Source organism: Streptomyces sp. NPDC032721 (genome assembly GCF_055579625.1).
On the sequence record NZ_JBVIMX010000004.1, the window covers coordinates 170,834 to 191,746 of the forward strand.

General features: G+C 69.4%; 22 protein-coding genes. 9 read left to right on the top strand and 13 right to left on the bottom strand.

Annotation, left to right across the window (positions count from 1 at the left end; genetic code table 11):
* The first annotated feature begins 109 nt into the window (after positions 1 to 109).
* Positions 110 to 1,591: a glycosyltransferase family 87 protein gene (locus tag ACZ5PB_RS11005; RefSeq protein WP_468689839.1), complete on the top strand. Its 1,482-nt coding sequence runs from the start codon at positions 110 to 112 to the stop codon at positions 1,589 to 1,591.
* A gap of 97 nt (positions 1,592 to 1,688) precedes the next feature.
* Here ACZ5PB_RS11005 and ACZ5PB_RS11010 read toward each other — a convergent pair whose 3' ends face one another.
* From ACZ5PB_RS11010 to ACZ5PB_RS11020, 3 genes are all read right to left on the bottom strand, one after another.
* Positions 1,689 to 2,720 (bottom strand): alanine racemase, encoded by a 1,032-nt coding sequence (locus ACZ5PB_RS11010; protein ID WP_468689841.1) that lies wholly within the window; start codon positions 2,718 to 2,720, stop codon positions 1,689 to 1,691.
* A 102-nt stretch (positions 2,721 to 2,822) separates the two neighbouring features.
* Positions 2,823 to 3,944, bottom strand: coding sequence for a lipid II:glycine glycyltransferase FemX (locus ACZ5PB_RS11015; RefSeq protein ID WP_468689842.1), 1,122 nt, complete (start codon positions 3,942 to 3,944; stop codon positions 2,823 to 2,825).
* A 129-nt stretch (positions 3,945 to 4,073) separates the two neighbouring features.
* Complete coding sequence (locus tag ACZ5PB_RS11020) at positions 4,074 to 4,388, bottom strand: hypothetical protein (protein WP_468689844.1); 315 nt, start codon at positions 4,386 to 4,388, stop codon at positions 4,074 to 4,076.
* 267 nt (positions 4,389 to 4,655) lie between these two features.
* Between ACZ5PB_RS11020 and rpsF the strand changes: the two genes are divergently transcribed.
* The 4 genes from rpsF to rplI all read left to right on the top strand — a co-directional run bounded on the left by rpsF (position 4,656) and on the right by rplI (position 6,369).
* Positions 4,656 to 4,946, top strand: a complete 291-nt coding sequence (gene rpsF / locus ACZ5PB_RS11025) for a 30S ribosomal protein S6 (protein WP_005482942.1) — start codon at positions 4,656 to 4,658, stop codon at positions 4,944 to 4,946.
* Between the two features lie 75 nt (positions 4,947 to 5,021).
* Positions 5,022 to 5,624, top strand: coding sequence for a single-stranded DNA-binding protein (locus tag ACZ5PB_RS11030; protein ID WP_468689845.1), 603 nt, complete (start codon positions 5,022 to 5,024; stop codon positions 5,622 to 5,624).
* Between the two features lie 43 nt (positions 5,625 to 5,667).
* Complete coding sequence (rpsR, locus tag ACZ5PB_RS11035; protein WP_003967857.1) at positions 5,668 to 5,904, top strand: 30S ribosomal protein S18; 237 nt, start codon at positions 5,668 to 5,670, stop codon at positions 5,902 to 5,904.
* Positions 5,905 to 5,922: 18 nt separating this feature from the next.
* The gene (rplI, locus tag ACZ5PB_RS11040; RefSeq protein ID WP_468689848.1) at positions 5,923 to 6,369 is read left to right on the top strand and encodes a 50S ribosomal protein L9; all 447 of its coding nucleotides are present in this window, start codon (positions 5,923 to 5,925) and stop codon (positions 6,367 to 6,369) included.
* A gap of 144 nt (positions 6,370 to 6,513) precedes the next feature.
* On the opposite strand, the gene ACZ5PB_RS11045 is transcribed toward rplI, so the two are convergent.
* Positions 6,514 to 7,851: an MATE family efflux transporter gene (locus tag ACZ5PB_RS11045; RefSeq protein ID WP_468689850.1), complete on the bottom strand. Its 1,338-nt coding sequence runs from the start codon at positions 7,849 to 7,851 to the stop codon at positions 6,514 to 6,516.
* 447 nt (positions 7,852 to 8,298) lie between these two features.
* On the opposite strand from ACZ5PB_RS11045, the gene dnaB reads away from it, so the two are divergent.
* Entirely contained in the window at positions 8,299 to 9,777 is a 1,479-nt protein-coding gene (gene dnaB / locus ACZ5PB_RS11050; protein ID WP_468689852.1) for a replicative DNA helicase, read from the top strand.
* A 55-nt stretch (positions 9,778 to 9,832) separates the two neighbouring features.
* Here the strand turns inward: dnaB and ACZ5PB_RS11055 are convergent, their stop codons facing one another.
* Positions 9,833 to 10,399, bottom strand: coding sequence for a dihydrofolate reductase family protein (locus ACZ5PB_RS11055; protein ID WP_468689854.1), 567 nt, complete (start codon positions 10,397 to 10,399; stop codon positions 9,833 to 9,835).
* An 85-nt stretch (positions 10,400 to 10,484) separates the two neighbouring features.
* Positions 10,485 to 10,865 carry a VOC family protein gene (locus tag ACZ5PB_RS11060; RefSeq protein WP_468689856.1) on the bottom strand — a complete coding sequence of 127 codons (381 nt, stop codon included), beginning with the start codon at positions 10,863 to 10,865 and terminating at the stop codon, positions 10,485 to 10,487.
* A gap of 97 nt (positions 10,866 to 10,962) precedes the next feature.
* Here ACZ5PB_RS11060 and ACZ5PB_RS11065 point away from each other — a divergent pair, with 97 nt between their 5' ends.
* The gene (locus tag ACZ5PB_RS11065) at positions 10,963 to 12,396 is read left to right on the top strand and encodes a serine hydrolase domain-containing protein (RefSeq protein WP_468689858.1); all 1,434 of its coding nucleotides are present in this window, start codon (positions 10,963 to 10,965) and stop codon (positions 12,394 to 12,396) included.
* Positions 12,397 to 12,537: 141 nt separating this feature from the next.
* Here the strand turns inward: ACZ5PB_RS11065 and ACZ5PB_RS11070 are convergent, their stop codons facing one another.
* Together ACZ5PB_RS11070 and ACZ5PB_RS11075 are read right to left on the bottom strand one after the other, a co-directional pair.
* Positions 12,538 to 13,017, bottom strand: a complete 480-nt coding sequence (locus ACZ5PB_RS11070) for a GNAT family N-acetyltransferase (RefSeq protein WP_468689860.1) — start codon at positions 13,015 to 13,017, stop codon at positions 12,538 to 12,540.
* A gap of 18 nt (positions 13,018 to 13,035) precedes the next feature.
* On the bottom strand, positions 13,036 to 13,494 hold the full coding sequence (locus ACZ5PB_RS11075) for a MarR family winged helix-turn-helix transcriptional regulator (protein WP_468689862.1): 459 nt from the start codon (positions 13,492 to 13,494) through the stop codon (positions 13,036 to 13,038).
* Between the two features lie 190 nt (positions 13,495 to 13,684).
* Between ACZ5PB_RS11075 and ACZ5PB_RS11080 the strand changes: the two genes are divergently transcribed.
* A complete protein-coding gene (locus tag ACZ5PB_RS11080; protein WP_468689864.1) occupies positions 13,685 to 14,896 on the top strand; it encodes an MFS transporter in 1,212 nt (403 codons plus the stop codon).
* 46 nt (positions 14,897 to 14,942) lie between these two features.
* Here ACZ5PB_RS11080 and ACZ5PB_RS11085 read toward each other — a convergent pair whose 3' ends face one another.
* Positions 14,943 to 15,839, bottom strand: a complete 897-nt coding sequence (locus tag ACZ5PB_RS11085) for a GNAT family N-acetyltransferase (RefSeq protein ID WP_468689866.1) — start codon at positions 15,837 to 15,839, stop codon at positions 14,943 to 14,945.
* A 315-nt stretch (positions 15,840 to 16,154) separates the two neighbouring features.
* Here ACZ5PB_RS11085 and ACZ5PB_RS11090 point away from each other — a divergent pair, with 315 nt between their 5' ends.
* A complete protein-coding gene (locus ACZ5PB_RS11090; RefSeq protein ID WP_468690279.1) occupies positions 16,155 to 17,537 on the top strand; it encodes a globin domain-containing protein in 1,383 nt (460 codons plus the stop codon).
* A gap of 74 nt (positions 17,538 to 17,611) precedes the next feature.
* Here ACZ5PB_RS11090 and ACZ5PB_RS11095 read toward each other — a convergent pair whose 3' ends face one another.
* The 4 genes from ACZ5PB_RS11095 to ACZ5PB_RS11110 all read right to left on the bottom strand — a co-directional run bounded on the left by ACZ5PB_RS11095 (position 17,612) and on the right by ACZ5PB_RS11110 (position 20,886).
* Complete coding sequence (locus tag ACZ5PB_RS11095) at positions 17,612 to 18,103, bottom strand: NUDIX domain-containing protein (protein ID WP_468689868.1); 492 nt, start codon at positions 18,101 to 18,103, stop codon at positions 17,612 to 17,614.
* 70 nt (positions 18,104 to 18,173) lie between these two features.
* On the bottom strand, positions 18,174 to 19,070 hold the full coding sequence (locus ACZ5PB_RS11100) for a LysR family transcriptional regulator (RefSeq protein WP_468689869.1): 897 nt from the start codon (positions 19,068 to 19,070) through the stop codon (positions 18,174 to 18,176).
* A 284-nt stretch (positions 19,071 to 19,354) separates the two neighbouring features.
* On the bottom strand, positions 19,355 to 20,500 hold the full coding sequence (locus ACZ5PB_RS11105; protein WP_468689871.1) for a cystathionine gamma-lyase: 1,146 nt from the start codon (positions 20,498 to 20,500) through the stop codon (positions 19,355 to 19,357).
* Positions 20,501 to 20,505: 5 nt separating this feature from the next.
* A complete protein-coding gene (locus tag ACZ5PB_RS11110; RefSeq protein WP_468689872.1) occupies positions 20,506 to 20,886 on the bottom strand; it encodes a phage holin family protein in 381 nt (126 codons plus the stop codon).
* Positions 20,887 to 20,913: the final 27 nt, after the last annotated feature.

The following is a 20,913-nucleotide window of genomic DNA, read 5'->3' on the forward strand; positions in this document are numbered from 1 at the left end:
CGAATACCGGTGCGGCGGCCCTCGCCGTGCCACCCCCCGCCTCGTACACCTGCGTCGCTAACCAGCCGTACCCCCGCAGCCCACAGGCCCGTACGGCAGGATGTCCCGCATGACGAGCGTGCACGAGGACCGGCCCGTACCACCCACGAGGCAGGACGAAATCGCCGCCGCAGGCAGCGAGGTGATCGGCGGACCCATCGGCCGGTGGGCCCGGCTCGGCGGCAGCCGGCTGACCCCGGTACGGGTCGTCGCGCTCGTGACGATCGGCATGTTCGCCCTCGGCATGGTGCAGAAACTGCCCTGCTACAACTGGGCCTGGTTCCAGGGCGCCAGCTCCCAGTACACCCACGCCTGCTACTCCGACATCCCGCACCTCTTCGTCGGACGCGGCTTCTCCGAGAACCTGGTGCCGTACTTCGACCGGCTCCAGGGCGACATGAACTTCCTTGAGTACCCGGTGCTCACCGGCCTGTTCATGGAAGTGGCCTCCTGGCTGACGCCGACCGACGGCTCCCTCCAGTACCGCGAGCAGATCTACTGGATCGTCAACTGCGGCATGCTGATGATCTGTGCCGTCGTCATCGCCGTCTGCGTGGCACGCACCCACCGCAGGCGCCCCTGGGACGGCCTGCTCGTCGCCCTGGCTCCCGCCTTCGCGCTCACCGCGACCATCAACTGGGACCTGCTCGCGATCGCCCTGACCGCTGCGGGAATGCTGATGTGGTCCCGGGGCCGCAGCCTGGCCTTCGGCATCCTGATCGGCCTGGCGACCGCCGCCAAGCTGTACCCGGTGCTGCTCCTCGGACCGCTCTTCCTGCTCTGCTGGCGGGCCGGGAAATGGCGGGAGTTCGGTGCGGCACTCCTCGGCACCGCAGGATCATGGCTGCTGGTGAACCTGCCGGTCATGCTGCTCGCGCCCGAGGGGTGGAAGAAGTTCTACACCTTCAGCCAGGAACGGCAGGTCGACTTCGGCTCCTTCTGGCTGATCATCACCCAGCGCACCGGCCACTCCTTCAAGGTCGAGGACGTCAACTCCTACGCCACGCTGCTGATGGTCGTGATGTGCGCCGGCATCGCCTGGCTCGCCCTCGCCGCACCGCGCCGCCCGCGCTTCGCACAGCTCGCCTTCCTGGTCGTCGCCGCGTTCATCCTCACCAACAAGGTCTACTCCCCCCAGTACGTCCTGTGGCTCATCCCCCTCGCCGCCCTCGCCCTGCCCCGCTGGCGCCACTTCCTCGTCTGGCAGGCCTGCGAGGTCATGTACTTCCTCGGGATCTGGATGTACCTCGCGTACACCACCAGCGGGGACAAGCACCAGGGACTGCCCACCGACGGCTATCACTTCGCCATCGCGCTGCATCTGCTGGGCACCCTGTACCTCTGCGCCGTCATCGTCCGCGACATCCTGCTGCCGGAAAGGGACGTCGTACGGCGTGACGGCTCCGACGATCCGTCCGGCGGGGTACTCGACAGAGCCCCGGACGTCTTCGCGCTGGGCGCCGCACGGGCACCTCGGCGCGCGGTACAGCAGGTCCAGGGGCCGAGGGTCCAGTGGGGCACCGGCAAGAGCGGCAGTGCCGTGGCCGACTGAGCCGCGGCCGACTGACCCGCGCAAGAACGTGGAAGGGCCCCCGCACGCTGCCGTGCGGGGGCCCTTTCCGTTGTTTCACGTGAAACAACGCACCGCTCTAGCGGTCCACCAGCCGGTCGAACTGCGTGGTCGTGTGCCGCAGATGTGCCACCAGTTCCTCGCCCACCTTCGGTTCCGGCGCGTCCGACGGCACGAAGAGGATCGACACCTGCATGTGCGGCGGCTCGGCGAACCAGCGCTGCTTGCCGGACCAGACGAACGGCGCCAGGTTCCGGTTGACCGTCGCCAGCCCCGCCCGCGCCACGCCCTTGGCCCGGGGCATCATTCCGTGCAGCGCCTTCGGCGCCTCCAGGCCCACCCCGTGCGAGGTACCGCCCGCGACGACCACCAGCCAGCCGTCCGACGCCACCTTCTGCTGCCGGTAGCCGAACCGGTCGCCCTTGGACACCGGAGTCACGTCCAGCACCGCACCGCGGTACTCCGTCGCCTCGTGGTCACCCAGCCACAGCCGCGTGCCGATCCGCGCCCGGAACCGGGTCTGCGGGAACTGCTGCTGGAGCCGGGCCAGCTCCTCGGCCTTGAGGTGGCTGACGAACATGGTGTGCAGCGGCAGCCGCGCCGACCGCAGCCGGTCCATCCACGCGATGACCTCCTCGACCGCGTCGGACCCGTCCGTGCGGTCCAGCGGCAGGTGCAGCGCGAACCCCTCCAGACGTACGTCCTCGATGGCCGAGTGCAGCTGCGCGAGTTCGGACTCCTTCACACCGTGCCGCTTCATCGAGCTCATGCACTCGATGACGACGCGGGCGCCCACCAGAGCGTGCACCCCGTCCACGGAGGAGACCGAGCGGATCACCCGGTCCGGCAGCGGCACCGGCTCCTCGCCCCGCCGGAACGGGGTGAGCACCAGCAGGTCCCCGCTGAACCAGTCCTTGATGCGGGCCGCTTCGTAGGTCGTCCCCACCGCGAGGATGTCCGACCCGAAACGGGTGACCTCATCGGCGAGACGCTCGTGGCCGAAGCCGTAGCCATTGCCCTTGCAGACCGGAACCAGGCCCGGGAACTGCTCGATCACGGACTTCTGGTGCGCCCGCCAGCGCGCGGTGTCGACGTAGAGAGTGAGCGCCATGAGCCGGTCCGGAACCTTTCCCGTTGCTGCCGTGAGTGATGGAGAGACGTACGCGTGCGGTGAGACGTACGCATACGAGGACGCGCGAACGCGTCCGGAGGATCAGCGGCGCGACATGTAGATGTCGAGCGCCTTGTGGAGCAGCTTGTTGAGCGGGAAGTCCCACTCGCCCAGGTACTCGGCCGCCTCGCCGCCCGTGCCCACCTTGAACTGGATCAGACCGAAGAGGTGGTCCGTCTCGTCCAGGGAGTCGGAGATGCCGCGCAGGTCGTAGACCGAGGCGCCCATCGCGTACGAGTCGCGGAGCATCCGCCACTGCATCGCGTTCGACGGGCGGACCTCGCGGCCGATGTTGTCGGAGGCACCGTAGGAGTACCAGACGTGACCGCCGACCACGAGCATCGTCGCGGCGGACAGGTTCACCCCGTTGTGCCGGGCGAAGTACAGCCGCATCCGGTTGGGGTCCTCGGTGTTGAGGGCCGACCACATGCGCTGGAAGTACGCCAGCGGGCGCGGGCGGAAGTGGTCGCGCACCGCGGTGATCTCGTACAGCCGCTGCCACTCGGCCAGGTCGGCGTAACCGCCCTGGACCACCTCGACGCCGGCCTTCTCGGCCTTCTTGATGTTGCGTCGCCACAGCTGGTTGAAGCCCTTGTGGACCTCTTCCAGCGAACGGTTGGCCAGCGGCACCTGGAAAACGTAACGCGGCTGGACGTCACCGAAGCCGGCGCCGCCGTCCTCGCCCTGCTGCCAGCCCATCTTGCGCAGCCGGTCCGCCACTTCGAAGGCACGCGGCTCGATGTGCGACGCCTCGACGTCGCGCAGGCGCTTCACATCGGGGTCCTGGATACCGGACTTGATGGCCGCCGCGTTCCAGCGGCGGATGATCACCGGCGGGCCCATCTTCACCGAGAACGCGCCCTGCTGCTTCAGGTGCGCCAGCATCGGCTGCAGCCAGTCGTCCAGATTCGGGGCGTACCAGTTGATGACCGGGCCCTCGGGCAGGTAGGCCAAGTAGCGCTTGATCTTGGGGAGTTGGCGGTAGAGCACCAGGCCGGCGCCGACCAGTTCACCGGTCCTGTCGAACCAGCCCAGGCTCTCCGAGCGCCACTCCGCCTTCACGTCGGCCCAGGCCGGGACCTGCATGTGGCTCGCCGCGGGCAGGCTCTGGATGTATGCCAGATGCTGCTCTCGGCTGATGGTCCTCAGGGTCAGGCTCGTCATGCGGGGCACTCCTCGGCAGCTGTGTCCCCATGGGGTCAGGGGCTCCGGCTCTCGCGCCGAAGCCTACTGCGCCGATGGAGCGCCCCGTCTGGCCCTGTGCGGCCCCGTCCGGCCAGGACGGCGCCGTACTCAGCCCAGGACGCCGCCGAAGAGTCCGCCGTGTGCCATCCCGAGGAAGAAGCCGATGGCCGAGGCGCCCAGGCCGAGGATGATGACGAACCGCTCACGGGTGGTCGCCGACACGAACATCCCGTAGCCGCCGGTGAGGATTCCGATCAGCCCCGCCCAGGAACTCAGCAGGTGGAGGTTGTGGAACATCGCCGTCACGAGCGCCAGCACACCCAGCACCAGCGTCACCGCCATCAGCGTGTCCTGGAGCGGATGGGGCTTACCGTCGGTCGCGAAGAGAGAGATGGACGAATCGCGTCGCATGGCCTGTGCCATGAGGCACCTCCTGGCAGAAGGCGGCGCACTGTAGCGCCGCTCACACCCCGATGAGTACAGATTGCGTCCCTTCCCGACCCGATTTCAACCGGAAGCCTCTCTACGGGTACTCTGGACGGTCTGCACCGGTGTCATCCCTGCCAGAAAACGAATCCGAGGGCTCGTCCCCCGGGATTGTCAGTGGCAGTCGATACCGTTGCGTACGCATCACGACCCTCCTGCCACGGAACGACCGTGGCCGCTGAGTCCAAAGGAGGTGGGTTCCACATGCGTCACTACGAAGTGATGGTCATCCTCGACCCCGATCTTGAGGAGCGCGCAGTCGCCCCCCTGATCGAGAACTTCCTTTCCGTCGTCCGTGAGGGCAACGGAAAGGTCGAGAAGGTCGACACCTGGGGCCGTCGTCGTCTGTCCTACGAGATCAAGAAGAAGCCCGAGGGCATCTACTCGGTCATCGACCTCCAGGCCGAGCCTGCGGTCGTCAAGGAGCTCGACCGACAGATGAACCTGAACGAGTCGGTCCTCCGGACCAAGGTCCTCCGCCCCGAGACCCACTGAACTTCGGTTCAGCGGTAATCGGGTCCGAGTAGCACCACAGCAGCCAGCAGCAAATCCCGCCGAGAGGTTCACCCAATGGCAGGCGAGACCGTCATCACGGTCGTCGGCAATCTCGTCGACGACCCCGAGCTGCGCTTCACCCCGTCCGGTGCGGCGGTCGCGAAGTTCCGTGTCGCGTCCACTCCCCGCATCTTCGACAAGCAGACCAATGAGTGGAAGGACGGCGATGGCCTGTTCCTCACCTGCTCGGTCTGGCGTCAGGCGGCGGAGAACGTCGCGGAGTCGCTCCAGCGAGGCATGCGCGTAGTCGTGCAGGGTCGGCTGAAGCAGCGGTCCTACGAGGACCGTGAGGGCATCAAGCGCACGGTCTACGAACTGGACGTCGAGGAAGTCGGCCCCAGCCTCAAGACCGCTACGGCCAAGGTCACCAAGACCACCGGTCGCGGCGGCCAGGGCGGGTACGGCGGTGGCGGCGGCCAGCAGCAGGGTGGCGGCGGCAACTGGGGCGGCGGCTCCGGTGGCGGCCAGCAGGGCGGCGGAGCACCCTCCGACGACCCCTGGGCCTCCAGCGCGCCGGCAGGTGGGCAGCCGCAGCAGGGCGGGGGTGGCTGGGGTGGAAACTCCGGCAACTCCGGCTCCGGCGGCGGCGGTGGCTACTCGGACGAGCCGCCCTTCTAGGGCAGCTCGAACCCCCACTTCTTGATCACACAGGAGAAACACCATGGCGAAGCCGCCTGTGCGCAAGCCTAAGAAGAAGGTCTGCGCGTTCTGCAAGGACAAGACCCAGTACGTGGACTACAAGGACACGAACATGCTGCGGAAGTTCATTTCCGACCGCGGCAAGATCCGTGCCCGCCGCGTTACCGGCAACTGCACGCAGCACCAGCGTGACGTCGCCACGGCTGTCAAGAACAGCCGTGAGATGGCGCTGCTGCCCTACACGTCCACCGCGCGATAAGGAAAGGGTGACCGAATAATGAAGATCATCCTGACCCACGAGGTCTCTGGCCTCGGCACCGCCGGCGACGTCGTCGACGTCAAGGACGGCTACGCCCGTAACTACCTGGTTCCCCGCGGCTTCGCGCTGCGTTGGACCAAGGGCGGCGAGAAGGACGTGGCGCAGATCCGCCGCGCCCGCAAGATCCACGAGATCGCGACCATCGAGCAGGCCAACGAGGTCAAGGCCAAGCTTGAGGGCACGAAGGTCGTTCTGGCTGTTCGCTCCGGCGACGCCGGCCGTCTCTTCGGCTCCGTGACCCCGGCTGACGTCGCTTCCGCGATCGTCTCCGCCGGTGGCCCGAAGGTCGACAAGCGCAGCGTCGAGCTGAGCTCCCCGATCAAGACCCTCGGTTCGCACCAGGTCTCCGTGCGTCTGCACGCCGACGTGGCCGCGAAGCTCGGCGTCGAGGTCGTCGCTGCCTGAGTGCAGCACACCACCTCTGCTTGAGCAGGTCTGAGCAGAAGGAAGGGCCGCACCCCTCGGGGTGCGGCCCTTCCTGCGTTCGTTTGGTCATGTTTCACGTGAAACATGACCGGAGGGGGTGGAGTGGGGGTGTGGGCCGGGGCGTCAGCGGGTCGCGCCGGTGACGATCCAGCGGCCCGAGCGGGTGCGCCACCACAGGGTGGCCATCCGGACCGCCATCATCAGTCCCATCGCCCACCAGAGTGCGGTCAGCCCGCCGCCCAGGGCAGGCACGAGGAACGCCACCGGGGCGAAGACCGCGAGCGTGGCGAGCATCGCCCAGGCCAGGTACCGGCCGTCCCCCGCTCCCATCAGGACGCCGTCGAGCACGAAGACGACCCCGGAGACCGGCTGGCTGAGGGCCACGACCAGGAGCGCGGGCAGCAGGGTGTCCTTGACCGCCTGATCGCTGGTGAAGAGCGGTACGAAGAGGGGCCGGGAGAGCGCGACCAGGATGCCGAGGACCACTCCGGCCGCGATGCCCCACTCGACCATGCGGCGGCAGGCGGCGCGGGCGCCCTCCTTGTCACCGGCGCCGAGGTAGCGGCCGATGATCGACTGCCCGGCGATCGCGATGGCGTCCAGGGCGAACGCCAGCAGGCTCCACAGGGTCAGGATGATCTGGTGGGCGGCGATGTCCTTGTCCCCGAGGCGGGCGGCGACCGCGGTGGCGATCATCAGCACCGCGCGCAGCGACAGCGTACGGACGAGGAGCGGTGCGCCGGCCCGGGCAGAGGCGCGTATCCCGGCGGAGTCAGGGAGCAGGGAGGCGCCGTGCCGGCGGGCTCCCCGGACGACCACCACGAGGTAGACGGCGGCCATCGCCCACTGCGCGGCCACGGTGCCCCACGCGGAACCGGCGATGCCGAGGCCGAAGCCGTACACCAGGAGCACGTTGAGGATGCCGTTGGCGACGAAGCCGCCGATGGCCACGTACAGCGGGGTCCTGGTGTCCTGGAGGCCGCGCAGGACACCGGTGGCGGCCAGGACGACGAGCATGGCGGGGATGCCGATGCTGGAGATCCGCAGATAGGTGATGGCGTACGGGGCGGCCGTGTCCGAGGCGCCGAAGAGGCTGATCAGGTCGGGGGCGGTGGGCAGGACCGCCGCGATCACCAGTGCGCCGAGGAGCAGGGCCAGCCAGATTCCGTCCATGCCCTGGCGGATGGCGGCGGCCAGGTCTCCGGCGCCGACCCGGCGGGAGACGGCCGCGGTGGTGGCGTACGCGAGGAAGACGAAGATGCTGACGGCCGTCGTGAGCAGGGCCGAGGCGATGCCGAGTCCGGCGAGCTGAGGGGTTCCGAGGTGGCCGACGATCGCGCTGTCGGCCATCAGGAAGAGGGGCTCGGCAACGAGCGCGCCGAAGGCCGGCAGGGCGAGCGCAACGATCTCGCGGTCGTGCCGGCGGCGGCCTGATTTCGTAGCCGGGGGAGCCTGGGTCATGCACTCAATCTAATCTTCCACAGGTAAGAGATGCAATGGTGCTGCGACCCTTACCCAATGCCGATTCGGAGGTCAGCGCCTGCGCCGTTTGAAGTGATCTTGTGTCGAGTGGGAAAGTTTTTCTCCCCCACAGCCGGTGGATGGGGTTTTTGCAGGTCAGGGGCTTTGTGGAGGGTGTGCTGTGAACTTGTCCACAGCACTGTCCCCCGCTGCGTGCACAGGTTCCGGTGAGTTCTCCACAGCATCGGCCACGTTTCTCACAGGCCCTGTGGATAACCAGATTGGCTGACGGTGCCCACGGGCCTACCGTGGACCGGCGCCCGCCCTGTCTTCCCGTCCAACTTGATGTGCTGGAAGCGGAAGTCGGGCGTCTCATTTGTCAGAGCCGTGCCGTAAGAAAGAGTGGCACAGCGAGGTCCGCGGAGCGGACGGGAGGAGGTGGGCCCGGTGACGATTTCCGAGCCCTTGGACGACCCCTGGGCCGACAGCGGTCCGGGTGACCGTCTGCCCGCCCGCAAGCGTGGTGGCGAAGGCCGGGGCCGTGACGACCGGCACGACCGCGGCTCCGAGGGCGGTGGCTGGGAGGGCGGCGGAGGCAGCGGCTTCGAGCGCGTACCGCCGCAGGACCTGGACGCCGAGCAGTCGGTGCTTGGCGGCATGCTGCTCTCGAAGGACGCCATCGCGGACGTCGTCGAGGTCCTCAAGGGCCACGACTTCTACAAGCCCGCCCACGAGACCGTCTTCCAGGCGATCCTCGACCTGTACGCCAAGGGCGAGCCCGCCGACCCGATCACGGTCAGCGCCGAGCTCACCAAGCGCGGCGAGATCACCAAGGTCGGCGGCGCCCCGTACCTGCACACCCTGGTGCAGTCGGTCCCGACGGCCGCCAACGCCGAGTACTACGCGGAGATCGTCCACGAGCGGGCGGTGCTGCGCCGTCTCGTCGAAGCCGGCACCAAGATCACACAGATGGGATACGCGGGCGACGGCGACGTCGACGAGATCGTCAACTCCGCGCAGGCCGAGATCTACGCCGTCACCGAGCAGCGCACCTCCGAGGACTACGCGCCGCTCGGCGACATCATGGAGGGCGCGCTCGACGAGATCGAGGCGATCGGTTCGCGCAGCGGCCAGATGTCCGGTGTGCCGACGGGCTTCACCGACCTGGACTCGCTGACCAACGGCCTGCACCCGGGCCAGATGATCGTCATCGCGGCCCGTCCCGCCATGGGCAAGTCGACGCTCGCCCTCGACTTCGCGCGGGCCTGTTCGATCCAGAACAACATGGCCAGCGTGATCTTCTCGCTCGAAATGGGCCGCAACGAGATCGCGATGCGTCTGCTGTCGGCGGAGGCGCGGGTGGCGCTGCACCACATGCGTTCCGGTTCGATGACCGATGACGACTGGACGCGACTGGCCCGGCGCATGCCCGACGTGTCCGCGGCCCCGCTGTTCATCGACGACTCCCCGAACCTCTCCATGATGGAGATCCGGGCCAAGTGCCGTCGGCTGAAGCAGCGGCAGGACATCAAGCTGGTCATCATCGACTACCTGCAGCTGATGCAGGCCGGCGGCTCCAAGCGGAGCGAGAGCCGCCAGCAGGAAGTCTCGGACATGTCGCGAAACCTGAAGCTGCTGGCCAAGGAGCTGGAGGTGCCGGTGATCGCGCTCTCCCAGCTGAACCGTGGCCCCGAGCAGCGTACGGACAAGAAGCCGATGGTCTCCGACCTGCGTGAATCCGGATCGATCGAGCAGGACGCGGACATGGTGATCCTGCTGCACCGGGAGGACGCGTACGAGAAGGAGTCACCGCGCGCGGGCGAGGCGGACATCATCGTCGGCAAGCACCGTAACGGTCCGACGGCGACGATCACGGTGGCCTTCCAGGGCCACTACTCGCGGTTCGTGGACATGGCCCAGACCTGATCCCGGTGGCCGCGCCCTCGGTCGTGTGACGGGCGCTCAGTCGTGTGACGGGCGCTCAGCGCCTGGTCTCGTACCTGGTGAGGACCACGCCGAAGGGAAACGTCCGCGTCTCCACCAGGTTCAGGTTCACCCAGCTGTCCAGCGCGGTGAAGAACGGCGTGCCACCGCCCACCAGGACCGGGGCGGTGGCCAGCACATACTCGTCGATCAGCCCGGCCCGCATGGCCGCCCCGGCGAGCGTCGCGCCGCCGATCTCCATCGAGCCGCCCTCCTCGGCCTTGAGCCGGGTGATCTCGGCGACCGCGTCGCCGGTGACCAGGCGGGTGTTCCAGTCGGCCTTGTCGACCGTCGAGGAGAACACCACCTTGGGCATGTCCCGCCAGCGGCGCGCGAACTCGATGTGTGCCGGGGTGGCGCCGGGCTGCTGGTCGCCGGTCGGCCAGTAGGAGCTCATCGTCTGCCACAGTTTGCGCCCGTACAGCGACAGGTCGGTCTCCTGCAGCCGGTCGGACCAGAACTGGAACAGCTCGTCGCTCGGCGGCCCGCCCCAGCCGATGTCGTCGCCGGGCGCGGCGATGTAGCCGTCCAGGGACACGTTCATGCCGTAGATCAGTTTCCGCATGGCGCCGGCGGCCTTCCGTGGGTCGGTCTCGTGGGCGGTCCGTCTGCCCGTCCGTCGGTCGGTCCGTCGGTCCGCTCGGGGCAGATCAGAGGGGCTGGAGCCGGGTGCGGAGGAGGCAGAATTCGTTGCCTTCCGGGTCGGCCAGTACGTGCCAGCTCTCGTTGCCGGTCTGGCCGACGTCGGCGGGCTTGGCGCCCAGCGCGAGCAGGCGCTCCAGTTCGGCATCCTGGTCGCGGTCGGTGGCGTTGACGTCGATGTGGAGCGGGAGCTTCGCGACCCGTGGGTCGGTGGTGGGGCTGAGGACGAGAGTGGGCTGCGGGCCGCCGAATCCGGTGTCGGGCGGCCCGATCTCGATGCTCCCGTCCTCCCTGCTGAGTTCCACGTAACCGAGGACTTCGCTCCAGAAGGAGGCGAGGCGCTCGGGGTCGGCGCATTCGAGGATCAGTTCACTGATGCGGCAGGCCATGCCGGCCAGTGTAGGCAGCCGACCGGGCGCTGTGAGGGTTGATTTGCGGATGGCGCAACGGTTCGACTGGACGTGTTCCAAGGGGTAGTTGTGGCGTATGGCTACTTCTGTGAACGCATCGTCCGAACACCCCGACGTTCCCGCTCTGCTGCCCGGCACCCGGCGGGCCCTGCTGCACCGGATCGCCACCGCGCAGGCCGAGGGCCGGGCGCCTTCGCTGACGGCGGCGTTGCGGCGGGAGGGGCGGGTGGTGTGGAGCGGTGCGCGGGGAACGGCGGCCGAGGGGCAGGAGGCCGGCCCGGAGACGCAGTACCGGATCGGGTCGATCACCAAGACGTTCACCGCGGTGCTGGTGATGCGGATGCGCGACGAGGGGCTGCTGGACCTCGCGGATCCGCTGGAGAAGCACCTTCCGGGGACGGGCGTCGGCGACGTCACGCTCTTCCAGTTGCTGGGGCACACCGGTGGCCTGGCGGCGGAGTCGCCCGGCCCCTGGTGGGAGCGGACCCCCGGTGACCTGCGGCCCGAGTTGGCCGACGTACTGGGCGACGTACGAACGGAAGAGTCGCGTCCGCACCTGCCCGGGCGGGTGCACCACTACTCGAACCCCGGTTACACGCTGCTCGGTTCGCTCGTCGAGGCCGTGCGGGGGATGCCGTGGGCGGAGGCGGTGAGGCAGGAGATCACCGAGCCGCTGGGGCTGACGCGCACCGGTGCGCAGCCGCAGGCGCCGTACGCGGAGGGGTGGGCGGTGCACCCCTGGGCGGACGCGCTGCTTCCGGAACCTGTGGTGGATCTGGGGCTGATGGCTCCTGCGGGGCAGTTGTGGTCGACGGCCGGTGACCTGTGCCGGTTCGGGGCCTTCCTGGCGGAGGGCGACGAGCGGGTGCTGAGTGCGGATTCGGTACGTGAGATGAGGACGCCGGCGGCGCCGCTGGGGTCCGGTGACTGGAGTGCGACGTACGGGCTCGGGGTGCAGGTGCTCCAGGCGGGCGGGCGTGAACTGGTGGGGCACGGTGGCTCGTTGCCGGGATTCGTGGCCGGGCTGTGGGTGAGTGTGGCGGACGGGGTGGTCGGGGCCGCGCTGGCCAATGCGACGTCCGGGGTGTCTGCGGGGCGGCTGGCGGCAGAGCTCGTGGGGATCGTGGCGGAGGCGGAGCCGCGCATTCCGGAGGTGTGGCGTCCGCTGCCGGAGGGTGAAGTGGAGGAAGAGCTGCTGGAGTTGACCGGTGCCTGGTACTGGGGGACGTACGGGTTCGGTCTGCGGCTGCTGCCGGGGCGGGGGTTGTCGCTGGGGCCGTTGGGTGTGGCAGGGGGGCGGAGTTCGCGCTTCCGGGCGAGGCCCGACGGGACGTGGATCGGGCTCGACGGGTACTACGAGGGGGAGACACTGCGGGTGGTGCGGCGGCCGGACGGCGGGGCCGTCAGCCACCTGGACCTGGGGTCGTTCGTCTTCACACGGCAGGTGTACGAGGCGCAGGCTCCGGTCCCTGGGGGTGTGGACGAGCGGGGATGGCGGGGGATCGGCTGAGGCGCGCGCTCGGCTGAAGCTCGGGCTTGGCTGAGGTGTGTGGAGGGCCCGGCGCCGCGATTTCCTTGCGGCGCCGGGCCCGGTGTGTGTGCTGCGCGGCGCGGGGCGTCAGCGCTTCACTGCGTCAGCGCTTCCAGTGCTTCAGAGGGCGAGCTTGAATCCGACGTGCGAGGGCGTGAAGCCGAGGCGCTCGTAGAAGCGGTGGGCGTCCTTGCGGGTGACGTCCGAGGTCAGCTGGACCAGCTGGCAGCCGTGGGCGCGGGATTCCTCGATGGCCCACTCGATGAACCGGGTGCCGAGGCCGCTGCCGCGCTCGTCGGCGTGGACGCGTACCGCCTCGATGATCGAACGGGTGGCGCCCTGGCGGGACAGGCCGGGCACGAAGGTGAGCTGAAGGGTGCCGACGACGCGGCCGGCGCGCTCCGCGACGACCAGGCGCTGGTTGGGGTCCGCGTCGAGCCGCTTGAGGGCGTCGAGGTACGGGGTGAGGTCGTCGGGGGACTCGCGTTGTGCGCCGAGCGGGTCGTCGGCGAGCATCGCGACGATTGCGGGCAGGTCGGCCTCGGCGGTGGGGCGTATGACGAGGCCGTCGGGTGCGGTCGGGTCGTTGGTGGTGGTCATGGCCGAAGACTATGCAGCTCAGGCGGGGGTGCGCAGCTCTTCCACCGTGCGTACCAGGGGCGCGAGTTCGGGCTTTTCGAGGGCTGCGTCGAGGGCCTCGCGCAGGGCGGTGTCATTGGTGGGGCGTGCCTCGGCGAGGAGTTCCTGGCCGGTTTCGGTGACATCGGTGTAGATGCCCCGGCGGTCGGTGTCGCAGAGGTAGCGGGTGAGCAGGCCCCGGTCTTCCAGGCGGGTGACCAGGCGGGTGGTCGCGCTCTGGCTGAGGAGTACGGCCTCGGCGACCTGGCGCATCTGGAGGTGGCCGCCGGGTCCGTTGTGCTGGCGGCTGAGCACGTCGAGCAGGGAGTACTCGCGGACGCTGAGGTCGTGGCGGGACTGGAGGGCCTTCTCGATGTGCGTCTCGATGCGGCTGTGCAGCAGTGACAGGGCGCACCAGCCCTGGGAGAGGGCGGTGAGTGCGGGGTCGGTCGCGGTCATCGGGGTTCTCCTCTGGGCCGGTCTGCCTCGGGGCCGGTCTCCAGGATAGGCGACGTCTGCAATAGCCCGCGCTTGCATTTAATCAGCGTCTGCAATTATTGTGAACGCCTTCAGGGTGCTCCTGCATGTAATCGCGGACGGGCTCCCCACCCGTACCGGCCCCCCTCGCTCCCCCTCGGGAAGGAACTCCATGCCGCTCGCGCTACTCGCACTCGCCATCGGTGCCTTCGGCATCGGCACCACCGAATTCGTGATCATGGGGTTGCTCCCCGAGGTCGCCGCCGAATACCAGGTCTCGCTCCCCGTCGCCGGTTACCTCGTCACCGGGTACGGCCTCGGAGTCGTCCTGGGTGCTCCCCTGATGACCGCCCTCGGCACCCGCATATCCCGCAAGCGGATGCTGATGCTGCTGATGGGCCTGTTCATCGTGGGCAACGTGCTCTCCGCGCTCGCCCCCGCCTTCGGCGTGATGCTGGCCGGCCGGGTGGTCGCCTCCTTCGCCCACGGTGCCTTCTTCGGCATCGGCTCGATCGTCGCGGCCAATCTCGTCGCCCCCGAGAAGAAGGCCGGGGCCATCGCGATGATGTTCACCGGGCTGACCCTCGCCAATGTCGCCGGAGTGCCGCTCGGCACGCTCGTCGGGCAGAACGCGGGCTGGCGGATCACCTTCCTCGGTGTGGCCGCACTCGGCGTGATCGGCCTCCTCGGTGTAGCGAAGCTGGTGCCGGACATGCCGAAGCCCGAAGGGGTACGGCTGCGCGACGAGGTCGCGGCGTTCCGCAACGTGCAGGTGGTGCTGGCCATGGCGATGACGGTGCTGGGCTTCGGCGGGGTCTTCGCCGCGATCACGTACATCACGCCGCTGCTCACCGATGTCGCCGGTTACTCGGCCGCCTCGGTCACCTGGCTGCTGGTGCTCTTCGGTATCGGCATGGTCGTGGGAAACCTGGTCGGCGGCCGATTCGCGGACCGGGCCCTGATGCCGCTGCTGTACGTCTCCCTGGGCGCGCTCTCCCTGGTGCTCGCCCTGTTCACCGTCACGGCGCACAACAAGATCACCGCCGCGGTCACGCTCGTCCTGATCGGCGCGCTCGGCTTCGCGACCGTACCGCCGCTGCAGAAGCGGGTCCTGGACCAGGCCGCAGGCGCTCCCACTCTGGCGTCCGCCATGAACATCGGTGCCTTCAACCTCGGCAACTCGCTGGCCGCCTGGCTCGGCGGGATCGTCATCGCCGCAGGCCTCGGCCTCACGGCCCCCAACTGGGTGGGCGCCGCACTCGCCGCGTCGGCACTGGTGCTCGCCGTGGTCTCCGGCGGGCTGGACCGTCGTACGGCCAGGGGCAGCCGGGTCGTCGCGGGTGCGGCTCCCGCCGAGAAGGTGGCGGTCGGCTCCCTCCGCTGAGCCTCGTCCCGGCGCCTCGGCCGCCCGGTTGTCTCTGCCCGGTGCCTCAGCCCGTTGCCTTCGTCAGGGGGGTGAAGCGGCGGCGGGAGTCCCCGGGCAGGGTGGGCGCGCCGTACGACATGGTGGTGCTGGAGGCGGCCTTGGCGAGGCCGTGGGCGCCCAGCCAGTCGCACAGTTCCGCATGGTGGGTCTCGACGTCGAGGCGCAGGCGGCGGTCGGTGCCGGTGGCGAGGGACGTGACGAGGGCCTTGGCCGTGTCGGTGTCGTGGGCGATCAGCGGGCCCACGGTGTCGATGTCCCGGTCGGACCAGGTGGCCGCGTAGCCGAGCAGGCCGTCCTTGTTCTCGGCCACGCGGAGCTGGTCGGAGAAGGCGGGCAGCCTGGCGATCATGGCGGTGCGGTCGTGTCCGAAGACCTCGGTGTCCAGGCGGATGATCGCGGCCAGGTCATCGGGTACGGCGGGCCGGGTGGCGACCACGGGCGGCGGGCCGGAGGGGCGGAAATGGCCGCGGAAGGTGTCCGCGCGGCCCACGGCGGTGAAGCCGAGCCGCTGATAGAGGCTCTCGCCGAATTCGGTGGCGTACAGGGAGACCTGGGCGCCCTTGGCGCTTCCCGCTTCGGCGAGGGCGTGTTGGGTGAGGCGTCGGCCGAGGCCCTGGCGTTCGTGGCGGGTGGCGACGAGCACCATGCCGAGCACCGCGTACGAGGGGTCGTGCGGGGCGCCGGTCCCGTATGAGGTGAGGGTGCAGGTGGCGATGAGCCGCTTGCCTTCAGGGGCGTTCGGGTCGTCGATCCCGTAGCCGGTGCCGGCGGTGAGGAGCAGGCCCCATTTGTGCTCGGCACGTGGCCAGCCGCGGTCCTCGCCGAGATCTGCGCAGGCGGCGAGATCCCGCAGGGTGAGGCGACGGACGGGGAGTTCGGCGAACGGCATCGGCGTGGGCATGGTGGCCAGGCTGTCGGACGCGGAGATCGTTCGTCCACCGCTTTACCGGATCCCGTTTCACGTGAAACATCGCCGCTGAAGGCAGCCCGTACACCGGATGAACGCAGCCGATGAGCGCGGTGAATCAACCCGCCGAGCAGCTCGGCAATTTGGTGCAACCGGTCCATGCAGGGTGTTTCACGTGAAACATCACAGCCCGCCCCGTGTGTGGTCGCGGGGGAATGGTGCCCTCTTTCCTGGGAATGCGCTCCCGGGCCGAAGGGTCACAGGCGGGGTGCAGGCATGGGGCGAAAAGCAGCCTAGAGGGAAGGAGAGATCGGAAACCCGGACTTCCCGGTCTTCGGTCATTTCGAGGTACGGACTGACACGCTGCGACGACGGGAACTGCGGCCGACATGCCGACATGCAGTCCGAGGTCGACGCGCAGCCTTTTCCGCCTTGTTCTCAATGAGGGAGAAGCGCGACCACATGACGTTCGAGGCGAGGCACAGAATGGACGTTCCGGATACCACCACCGCGCCGGTCGGTGACCGTGATCCCACGGCGGACACGGGCTGGTTCGCTCCCCCCGCTCAGGTGACCCCCGAGCCTTCTCCCGACGCACTCCGGGTGCGCCGCACCCTGGCTGAGCTGGAGCCGGTCGCGGACCGGGCGACCTCGTACTTCTACGCGCTGCTGTTCATCCGGTACCCGGCGCTACGCGAGCTGTTCCCGCCCGCGATGGACACGCAGCGGGACCGGTTGTTCAAGGCGTTGCTCACCGCCGCCGAGCACATGGACAACCCCAAGGTGCTGTCGGAGTACTTGAGGAACCTGGGCTCCGGGCACCGCAAGTACGGCACCCAGCCCGCGCACTATCCGGCGGTCGGGGAGGCTCTGATCGGGGCGCTCGCCCGGTTCGCCCCGGTGACCTGGGACCAGGAGGCGGAGGCGGCGTGGGTGCGTACGTACCGGGCGATCTCGCAGATCATGATCGACGCCGCCGCCGAGAGCGAGCTGCGTTCCCCGGCCTGGTGGCACGCGGAGGTGGTGGCGCACGATCTGCGCACCCCTGACATCGCGGTGGTCACGCTGCGTCCGGACCAGCCGTACCCGTTCCTGGCGGGCCAGTACACGAGCCTGGAGACCCCGTGGTGGCCCCGGATCTGGCGGCACTACTCCTTCGCGGCGGCACCCCGTGCGGACGGTCTGCTCACGCTGCACGTCAAGGCGGTACCGGCGGGCTGGGTGTCGAACGCGCTGGTGCACCGGGCCCGGCCGGGGGACGTACTGCGGCTGGGGCCGCCCGCCGGTTCGATGACGGTCGACCACACCACCGACAGCGGGCTGCTGTGCATCGGCGGCGGTACGGGCATCGCGCCGATCAAGGCACTGGTCGAGGACGTGGCCGAGCACGGTGCACGGCGTCCGGTCGAGGTGTTCTACGGGGCCCGTACCGACTTCGACCTGTACGACATCGACACCATGCTGCGCCTGCAGAAGTCGCACTCCTGGCTCTCGGTGCGCCCGGTGGTCGACGACCGCGCGCAATTCCCGGACGCGGTACGGAAGTTCGGGCCCTGGAACGCGTACGACGCCTATCTGTCGGGCCCGCCCGGCATGATCCGGAGCGGGCTCGACGCACTGCGGACGGTCGGCATACCCGGCGACCGGATACGCCACGACTCGGTCGAGGAGCTCGTGGCCGCGGGGGATTAGCCGGTGTGGGGACCAGGAGGTGCGGGCGCCAGGCGGTGCGGGCGCCGGGCGGTGTGCGTACCGCGGTGCGGCCGCTAGCCCAGGTCCGGAGCCAGCAGTGCCCGTACGCCCTCGATGTTGCCGTCGAGGTAGTGGCGCAGGGACAGCGGTACGAGATGGACGGCCGCGATGCCGACCCTGCTGAAGGGCACGCGGACGATCTCGTAGTCGCCGAGCGGGTCGTCGACCTCGGGGCCGTGCCGCAGGGCGGGGTCCATGGACTCCAGGCGGCAGACGAAGAAGTGCTGCACCTTCACCCCGGCGACGGCCCCCTCTCCCGCGTCGCCCGCGATCTGCTCGACGGTGTCGACGAAGCAGGGCACCACGTCGGTGACCTTCGCTCCGAGTTCCTCGTCGACCTCCCGGTGCAGGGCGTCGACGACCGAGGCGTCCTCGGGGTCCACTCCCCCGCCGGGGGTCACCCAGTACGGATCGACGCCGGGCTTGGTGCGTTTGATGAGGACAAGGTGGTCGCCGTCGAGGAGGACGGCGCGTGCGGTGCGCTTGACCACGGGACGTTCGGTCATGGCAATAACGTGGCCCGCCGGGGCCCCTCCGAAACTCCCGCGCCCCACTTGTCCCCCGGGCAGGGAGCGTTCAGCCCCAGTCCCCCGCGGCGCGCAGCAGCCATTCGTGCGCCCGCGCGATGTGCGGATGAGCGAGTGTGCCGGCGCGTACCGCCAGGAAGTAGGTGCGCAGCGGCGGCACGGCCGGTTCGTAGAGGGCGACCACGTCCCCGGTCGCGAGTTCGTCCTCGCACAGGTAGCGGGGCAGGACGGCCAGACCCGCGCCTGCGACGGTGGCCTTGAGCACGGCGCGCAGATCGGGCGCGATGACGGTGCCGGCGGCTGCGGGCGGGGTGTCGAAGACGGCGGCCCAGTAGCGGGCGACGAGCGGCAGGCTCTCGTGCACCTCGACCACCGGGAGCTGCTCCAGGACGACGGCCCCCTTGTCGGCGAGCAGTTCGGGGGTGAGGTGCTTGGCCCAGCGGGGAGCGGCCACCAGGACGTGCTCCTCGTCGCACAGCGCGGTGGCGGTCAGTAATCCGCCCCGGGGCCGGTCGGTGGTGAGGGCGAGGTCGTGGTGACCCGCGGCGAGCCCCTCCAGGGTCTCCTCGGCGCTGCCGAAGGACACCCGTAGCGCCAGGCCCTGTGCGGTGAGCGGGGAGAGCGCGGGCAGTGCGCGCAGCGAGGTGAACTCCGGGGGACCGGCCAGGTGCAGGGTGCGTACGCCCGAGTTGTCGTCGAGGCCGCTCTCGGTGATCTCGACAAGGGCGTCCAGGTGCGGTGCGGCGCGGTGGGCGAGTTCGTCGCCGATGGCGGTGGGGGTGACGCCTCGGGCCCGGCGCAGGAAGAGCGGGCGGCCCAACTGCCGTTCCAGTGTGCGTATCTGGCCGGTCACGGCGGGCTGGGACAGCCCGAGGAGGGCGGCGGCCCTGGTGAAGGAGCCGGCCCGGTGGACCGTGACGAAGGTGCGCAGCAGGGCCAGATCCATGTCATGCCTTCCGCGTTGCGCGGTGCTCGGCCGACAGGTGGTGAGCACAGCGGACCCGCTGTCTCGTCCCGCCGTCCAGGCACCGTGGTCCGGTCCCCGCCGGTGTGCCCGAAGACGCAGTATAAATATGTCGATAGGTCTCTGTCGCTACTGTGATTGGACACTGACGCAGAGTCAACTAGCCTTGTGCAGGCGGTTCTTCGCGCGCAGAACCGGGACGGTCCGAGCCATGAGGGGGGAGGTTCGGACCGTCCGTCCTACGTATCGCAGCTACGTGCGGCTACTCAATCGGCCGCTGTGTCGAGTGCCCGCAGGACATCGACGATGAGGTCGTCCGGGTCCTCCGCGCCCACCGAGAAGCGGATGAATCCTTCCGGTACGGCGTCCCCGCCCCACCGCCCGCGCCGCTCGGCGGTGGACCGTACGCCGCCGAAACTCGTGGCGTCGTCGACCAGCCGCAGCCCGGCCAGGAACCGTTCGGCGAAGGCCTTGTCGGGCAGCGTGAAGGACACCACGCAGCCGAACCGTCGCATCTGCCGTGCCGCGACGGCGTGCGAGGGGTCTTCCGGAAGCCCCGGGTAGCGCAGCCCGCTCACCTTCGGGTGGGCCTGCAACGAGGTGGCGAGTGCCAGGGCGCTCGCGCCCTGCCGGTCGGCCCGCAGCTGGAGCGTGGCCAGGGAGCGGTGTGCGAGCCACGCCTCCATCGGTCCGGGGATCGCACCGACGACCTTGCGCCAGCGCCGTACCGACGCGGCCAGTTCGGCGCTCCGGCAGGTCACGTACCCGAGCAGGATGTCGCCGTGCCCGGTCAGCCCCTTGGTGCCGCTGGCCACCGAGAAATCGGCGCCCAGGTCGAGCGGGCGCTGCCCGAGAGGGGTGGCCAAGGTGTTGTCGACCGCGACCAGTGCGCCCGCCTCGTGGGCGGCGTCGACCAGGCGGCGGATGTCGCACACGTCGAGCCCCGGGTTGGACGGGGACTCGATCCACAGCAGCTTCGCACCGGCCAGCTCGGCGAGCTGCGCGTCGCCCGCCGTGGGCGCGGTGCGCACCCGTACCCCGTACGCCTCCAGCTGCTCCCGTACGAGGGGCAGTGCCTGGTAGCCGTCGTCCGGGAGGACCACGGTGTCGCCGGCCTTCGCCTGCGAGAGCAGTACGGCGGAGACGGCGGCCATGCCGGACGCGAAGACGGTGGTGTGTGCCGGCCCCTCCGGGGTTCCGCCGGGCGCCTCCAGTTCGCCGATGGCCCGTTCCAGATGGGTCCAGGTGGGGTTCTCGTCGCGGCCGTAGGTGTACGGACCGGTGGGCTCGCCGGGCAGGTGGAAGTGCGCGGCGAAGACCGGGCCGGGGAGGGTCGGCTCGTACGCGACGGCGTCGGGCAGACCGGCCCGTACGGACCGGGTGCCGTCGCCGTCCTCATCGGATATCGGCACCGGGGTCAGCCCTTTCCGTCGGGGAGCGCCAGGTTCAGCGCCCAGGACACGATGCTGACGATCAGAGCGCCGACGACGGCCGTCCAGAAGCCCTCGACGTGGAAGGCGAGGTCGAACTTGTCGGCCAGCCACGAGGTCAGCAGCAGCATCAGGGCGTTGACGACCAGCGTGAACAAGCCGAGCGTCAGCACGAACAGCGGGAAGGACAACAGCCTCACCACCGGCTTGACCAGGAGGTTCACCAGGCCGAAGAGCAGGGCGACGACGATGAGCGTGCCCGCTTTGCGGCCGGTGCTCTCGCCGGTGAGCGTGATGTCCGGGACCAGCCACACGGCCACCCAGAGGGCGAGCGCATTGGCGATCGTCTTGACTACCAAATTCATCATGTGTCTGATCGTGGCAGAGATGATCGG

Excerpts from the sequence above, each read along its gene's own strand:
- ACZ5PB_RS11005 (WP_468689839.1), top strand. The coding sequence starts at position 110 with ATGACGAGCGTGCACGAGGACCGGCCCGTACCACCCACGAGGCAGGAC.
- ACZ5PB_RS11010 (WP_468689841.1), bottom strand. The coding sequence starts at position 2,720 with ATGGCGCTCACTCTCTACGTCGACACCGCGCGCTGGCGGGCGCACCAG.
- ACZ5PB_RS11015 (WP_468689842.1), bottom strand. The coding sequence starts at position 3,944 with ATGACGAGCCTGACCCTGAGGACCATCAGCCGAGAGCAGCATCTGGCA.
- ACZ5PB_RS11020 (WP_468689844.1), bottom strand. The coding sequence starts at position 4,388 with ATGGCACAGGCCATGCGACGCGATTCGTCCATCTCTCTCTTCGCGACC.
- rpsF (WP_005482942.1), top strand. The coding sequence starts at position 4,656 with ATGCGTCACTACGAAGTGATGGTCATCCTCGACCCCGATCTTGAGGAG.
- ACZ5PB_RS11030 (WP_468689845.1), top strand. The coding sequence starts at position 5,022 with ATGGCAGGCGAGACCGTCATCACGGTCGTCGGCAATCTCGTCGACGAC.
- rpsR (WP_003967857.1), top strand. The coding sequence starts at position 5,668 with ATGGCGAAGCCGCCTGTGCGCAAGCCTAAGAAGAAGGTCTGCGCGTTC.
- rplI (WP_468689848.1), top strand. The coding sequence starts at position 5,923 with ATGAAGATCATCCTGACCCACGAGGTCTCTGGCCTCGGCACCGCCGGC.
- ACZ5PB_RS11045 (WP_468689850.1), bottom strand. The coding sequence starts at position 7,851 with ATGACCCAGGCTCCCCCGGCTACGAAATCAGGCCGCCGCCGGCACGAC.
- ACZ5PB_RS11055 (WP_468689854.1), bottom strand. The coding sequence starts at position 10,399 with ATGCGGAAACTGATCTACGGCATGAACGTGTCCCTGGACGGCTACATC.
- ACZ5PB_RS11060 (WP_468689856.1), bottom strand. The coding sequence starts at position 10,865 with ATGGCCTGCCGCATCAGTGAACTGATCCTCGAATGCGCCGACCCCGAG.
- ACZ5PB_RS11065 (WP_468689858.1), top strand. The coding sequence starts at position 10,963 with ATGGCTACTTCTGTGAACGCATCGTCCGAACACCCCGACGTTCCCGCT.
- ACZ5PB_RS11070 (WP_468689860.1), bottom strand. The coding sequence starts at position 13,017 with ATGACCACCACCAACGACCCGACCGCACCCGACGGCCTCGTCATACGC.
- ACZ5PB_RS11075 (WP_468689862.1), bottom strand. The coding sequence starts at position 13,494 with ATGACCGCGACCGACCCCGCACTCACCGCCCTCTCCCAGGGCTGGTGC.
- ACZ5PB_RS11080 (WP_468689864.1), top strand. The coding sequence starts at position 13,685 with ATGCCGCTCGCGCTACTCGCACTCGCCATCGGTGCCTTCGGCATCGGC.
- ACZ5PB_RS11085 (WP_468689866.1), bottom strand. The coding sequence starts at position 15,839 with ATGCCCACGCCGATGCCGTTCGCCGAACTCCCCGTCCGTCGCCTCACC.
- ACZ5PB_RS11095 (WP_468689868.1), bottom strand. The coding sequence starts at position 18,103 with ATGACCGAACGTCCCGTGGTCAAGCGCACCGCACGCGCCGTCCTCCTC.
- ACZ5PB_RS11100 (WP_468689869.1), bottom strand. The coding sequence starts at position 19,070 with ATGGATCTGGCCCTGCTGCGCACCTTCGTCACGGTCCACCGGGCCGGC.
- ACZ5PB_RS11110 (WP_468689872.1), bottom strand. The coding sequence starts at position 20,886 with ATGATGAATTTGGTAGTCAAGACGATCGCCAATGCGCTCGCCCTCTGG.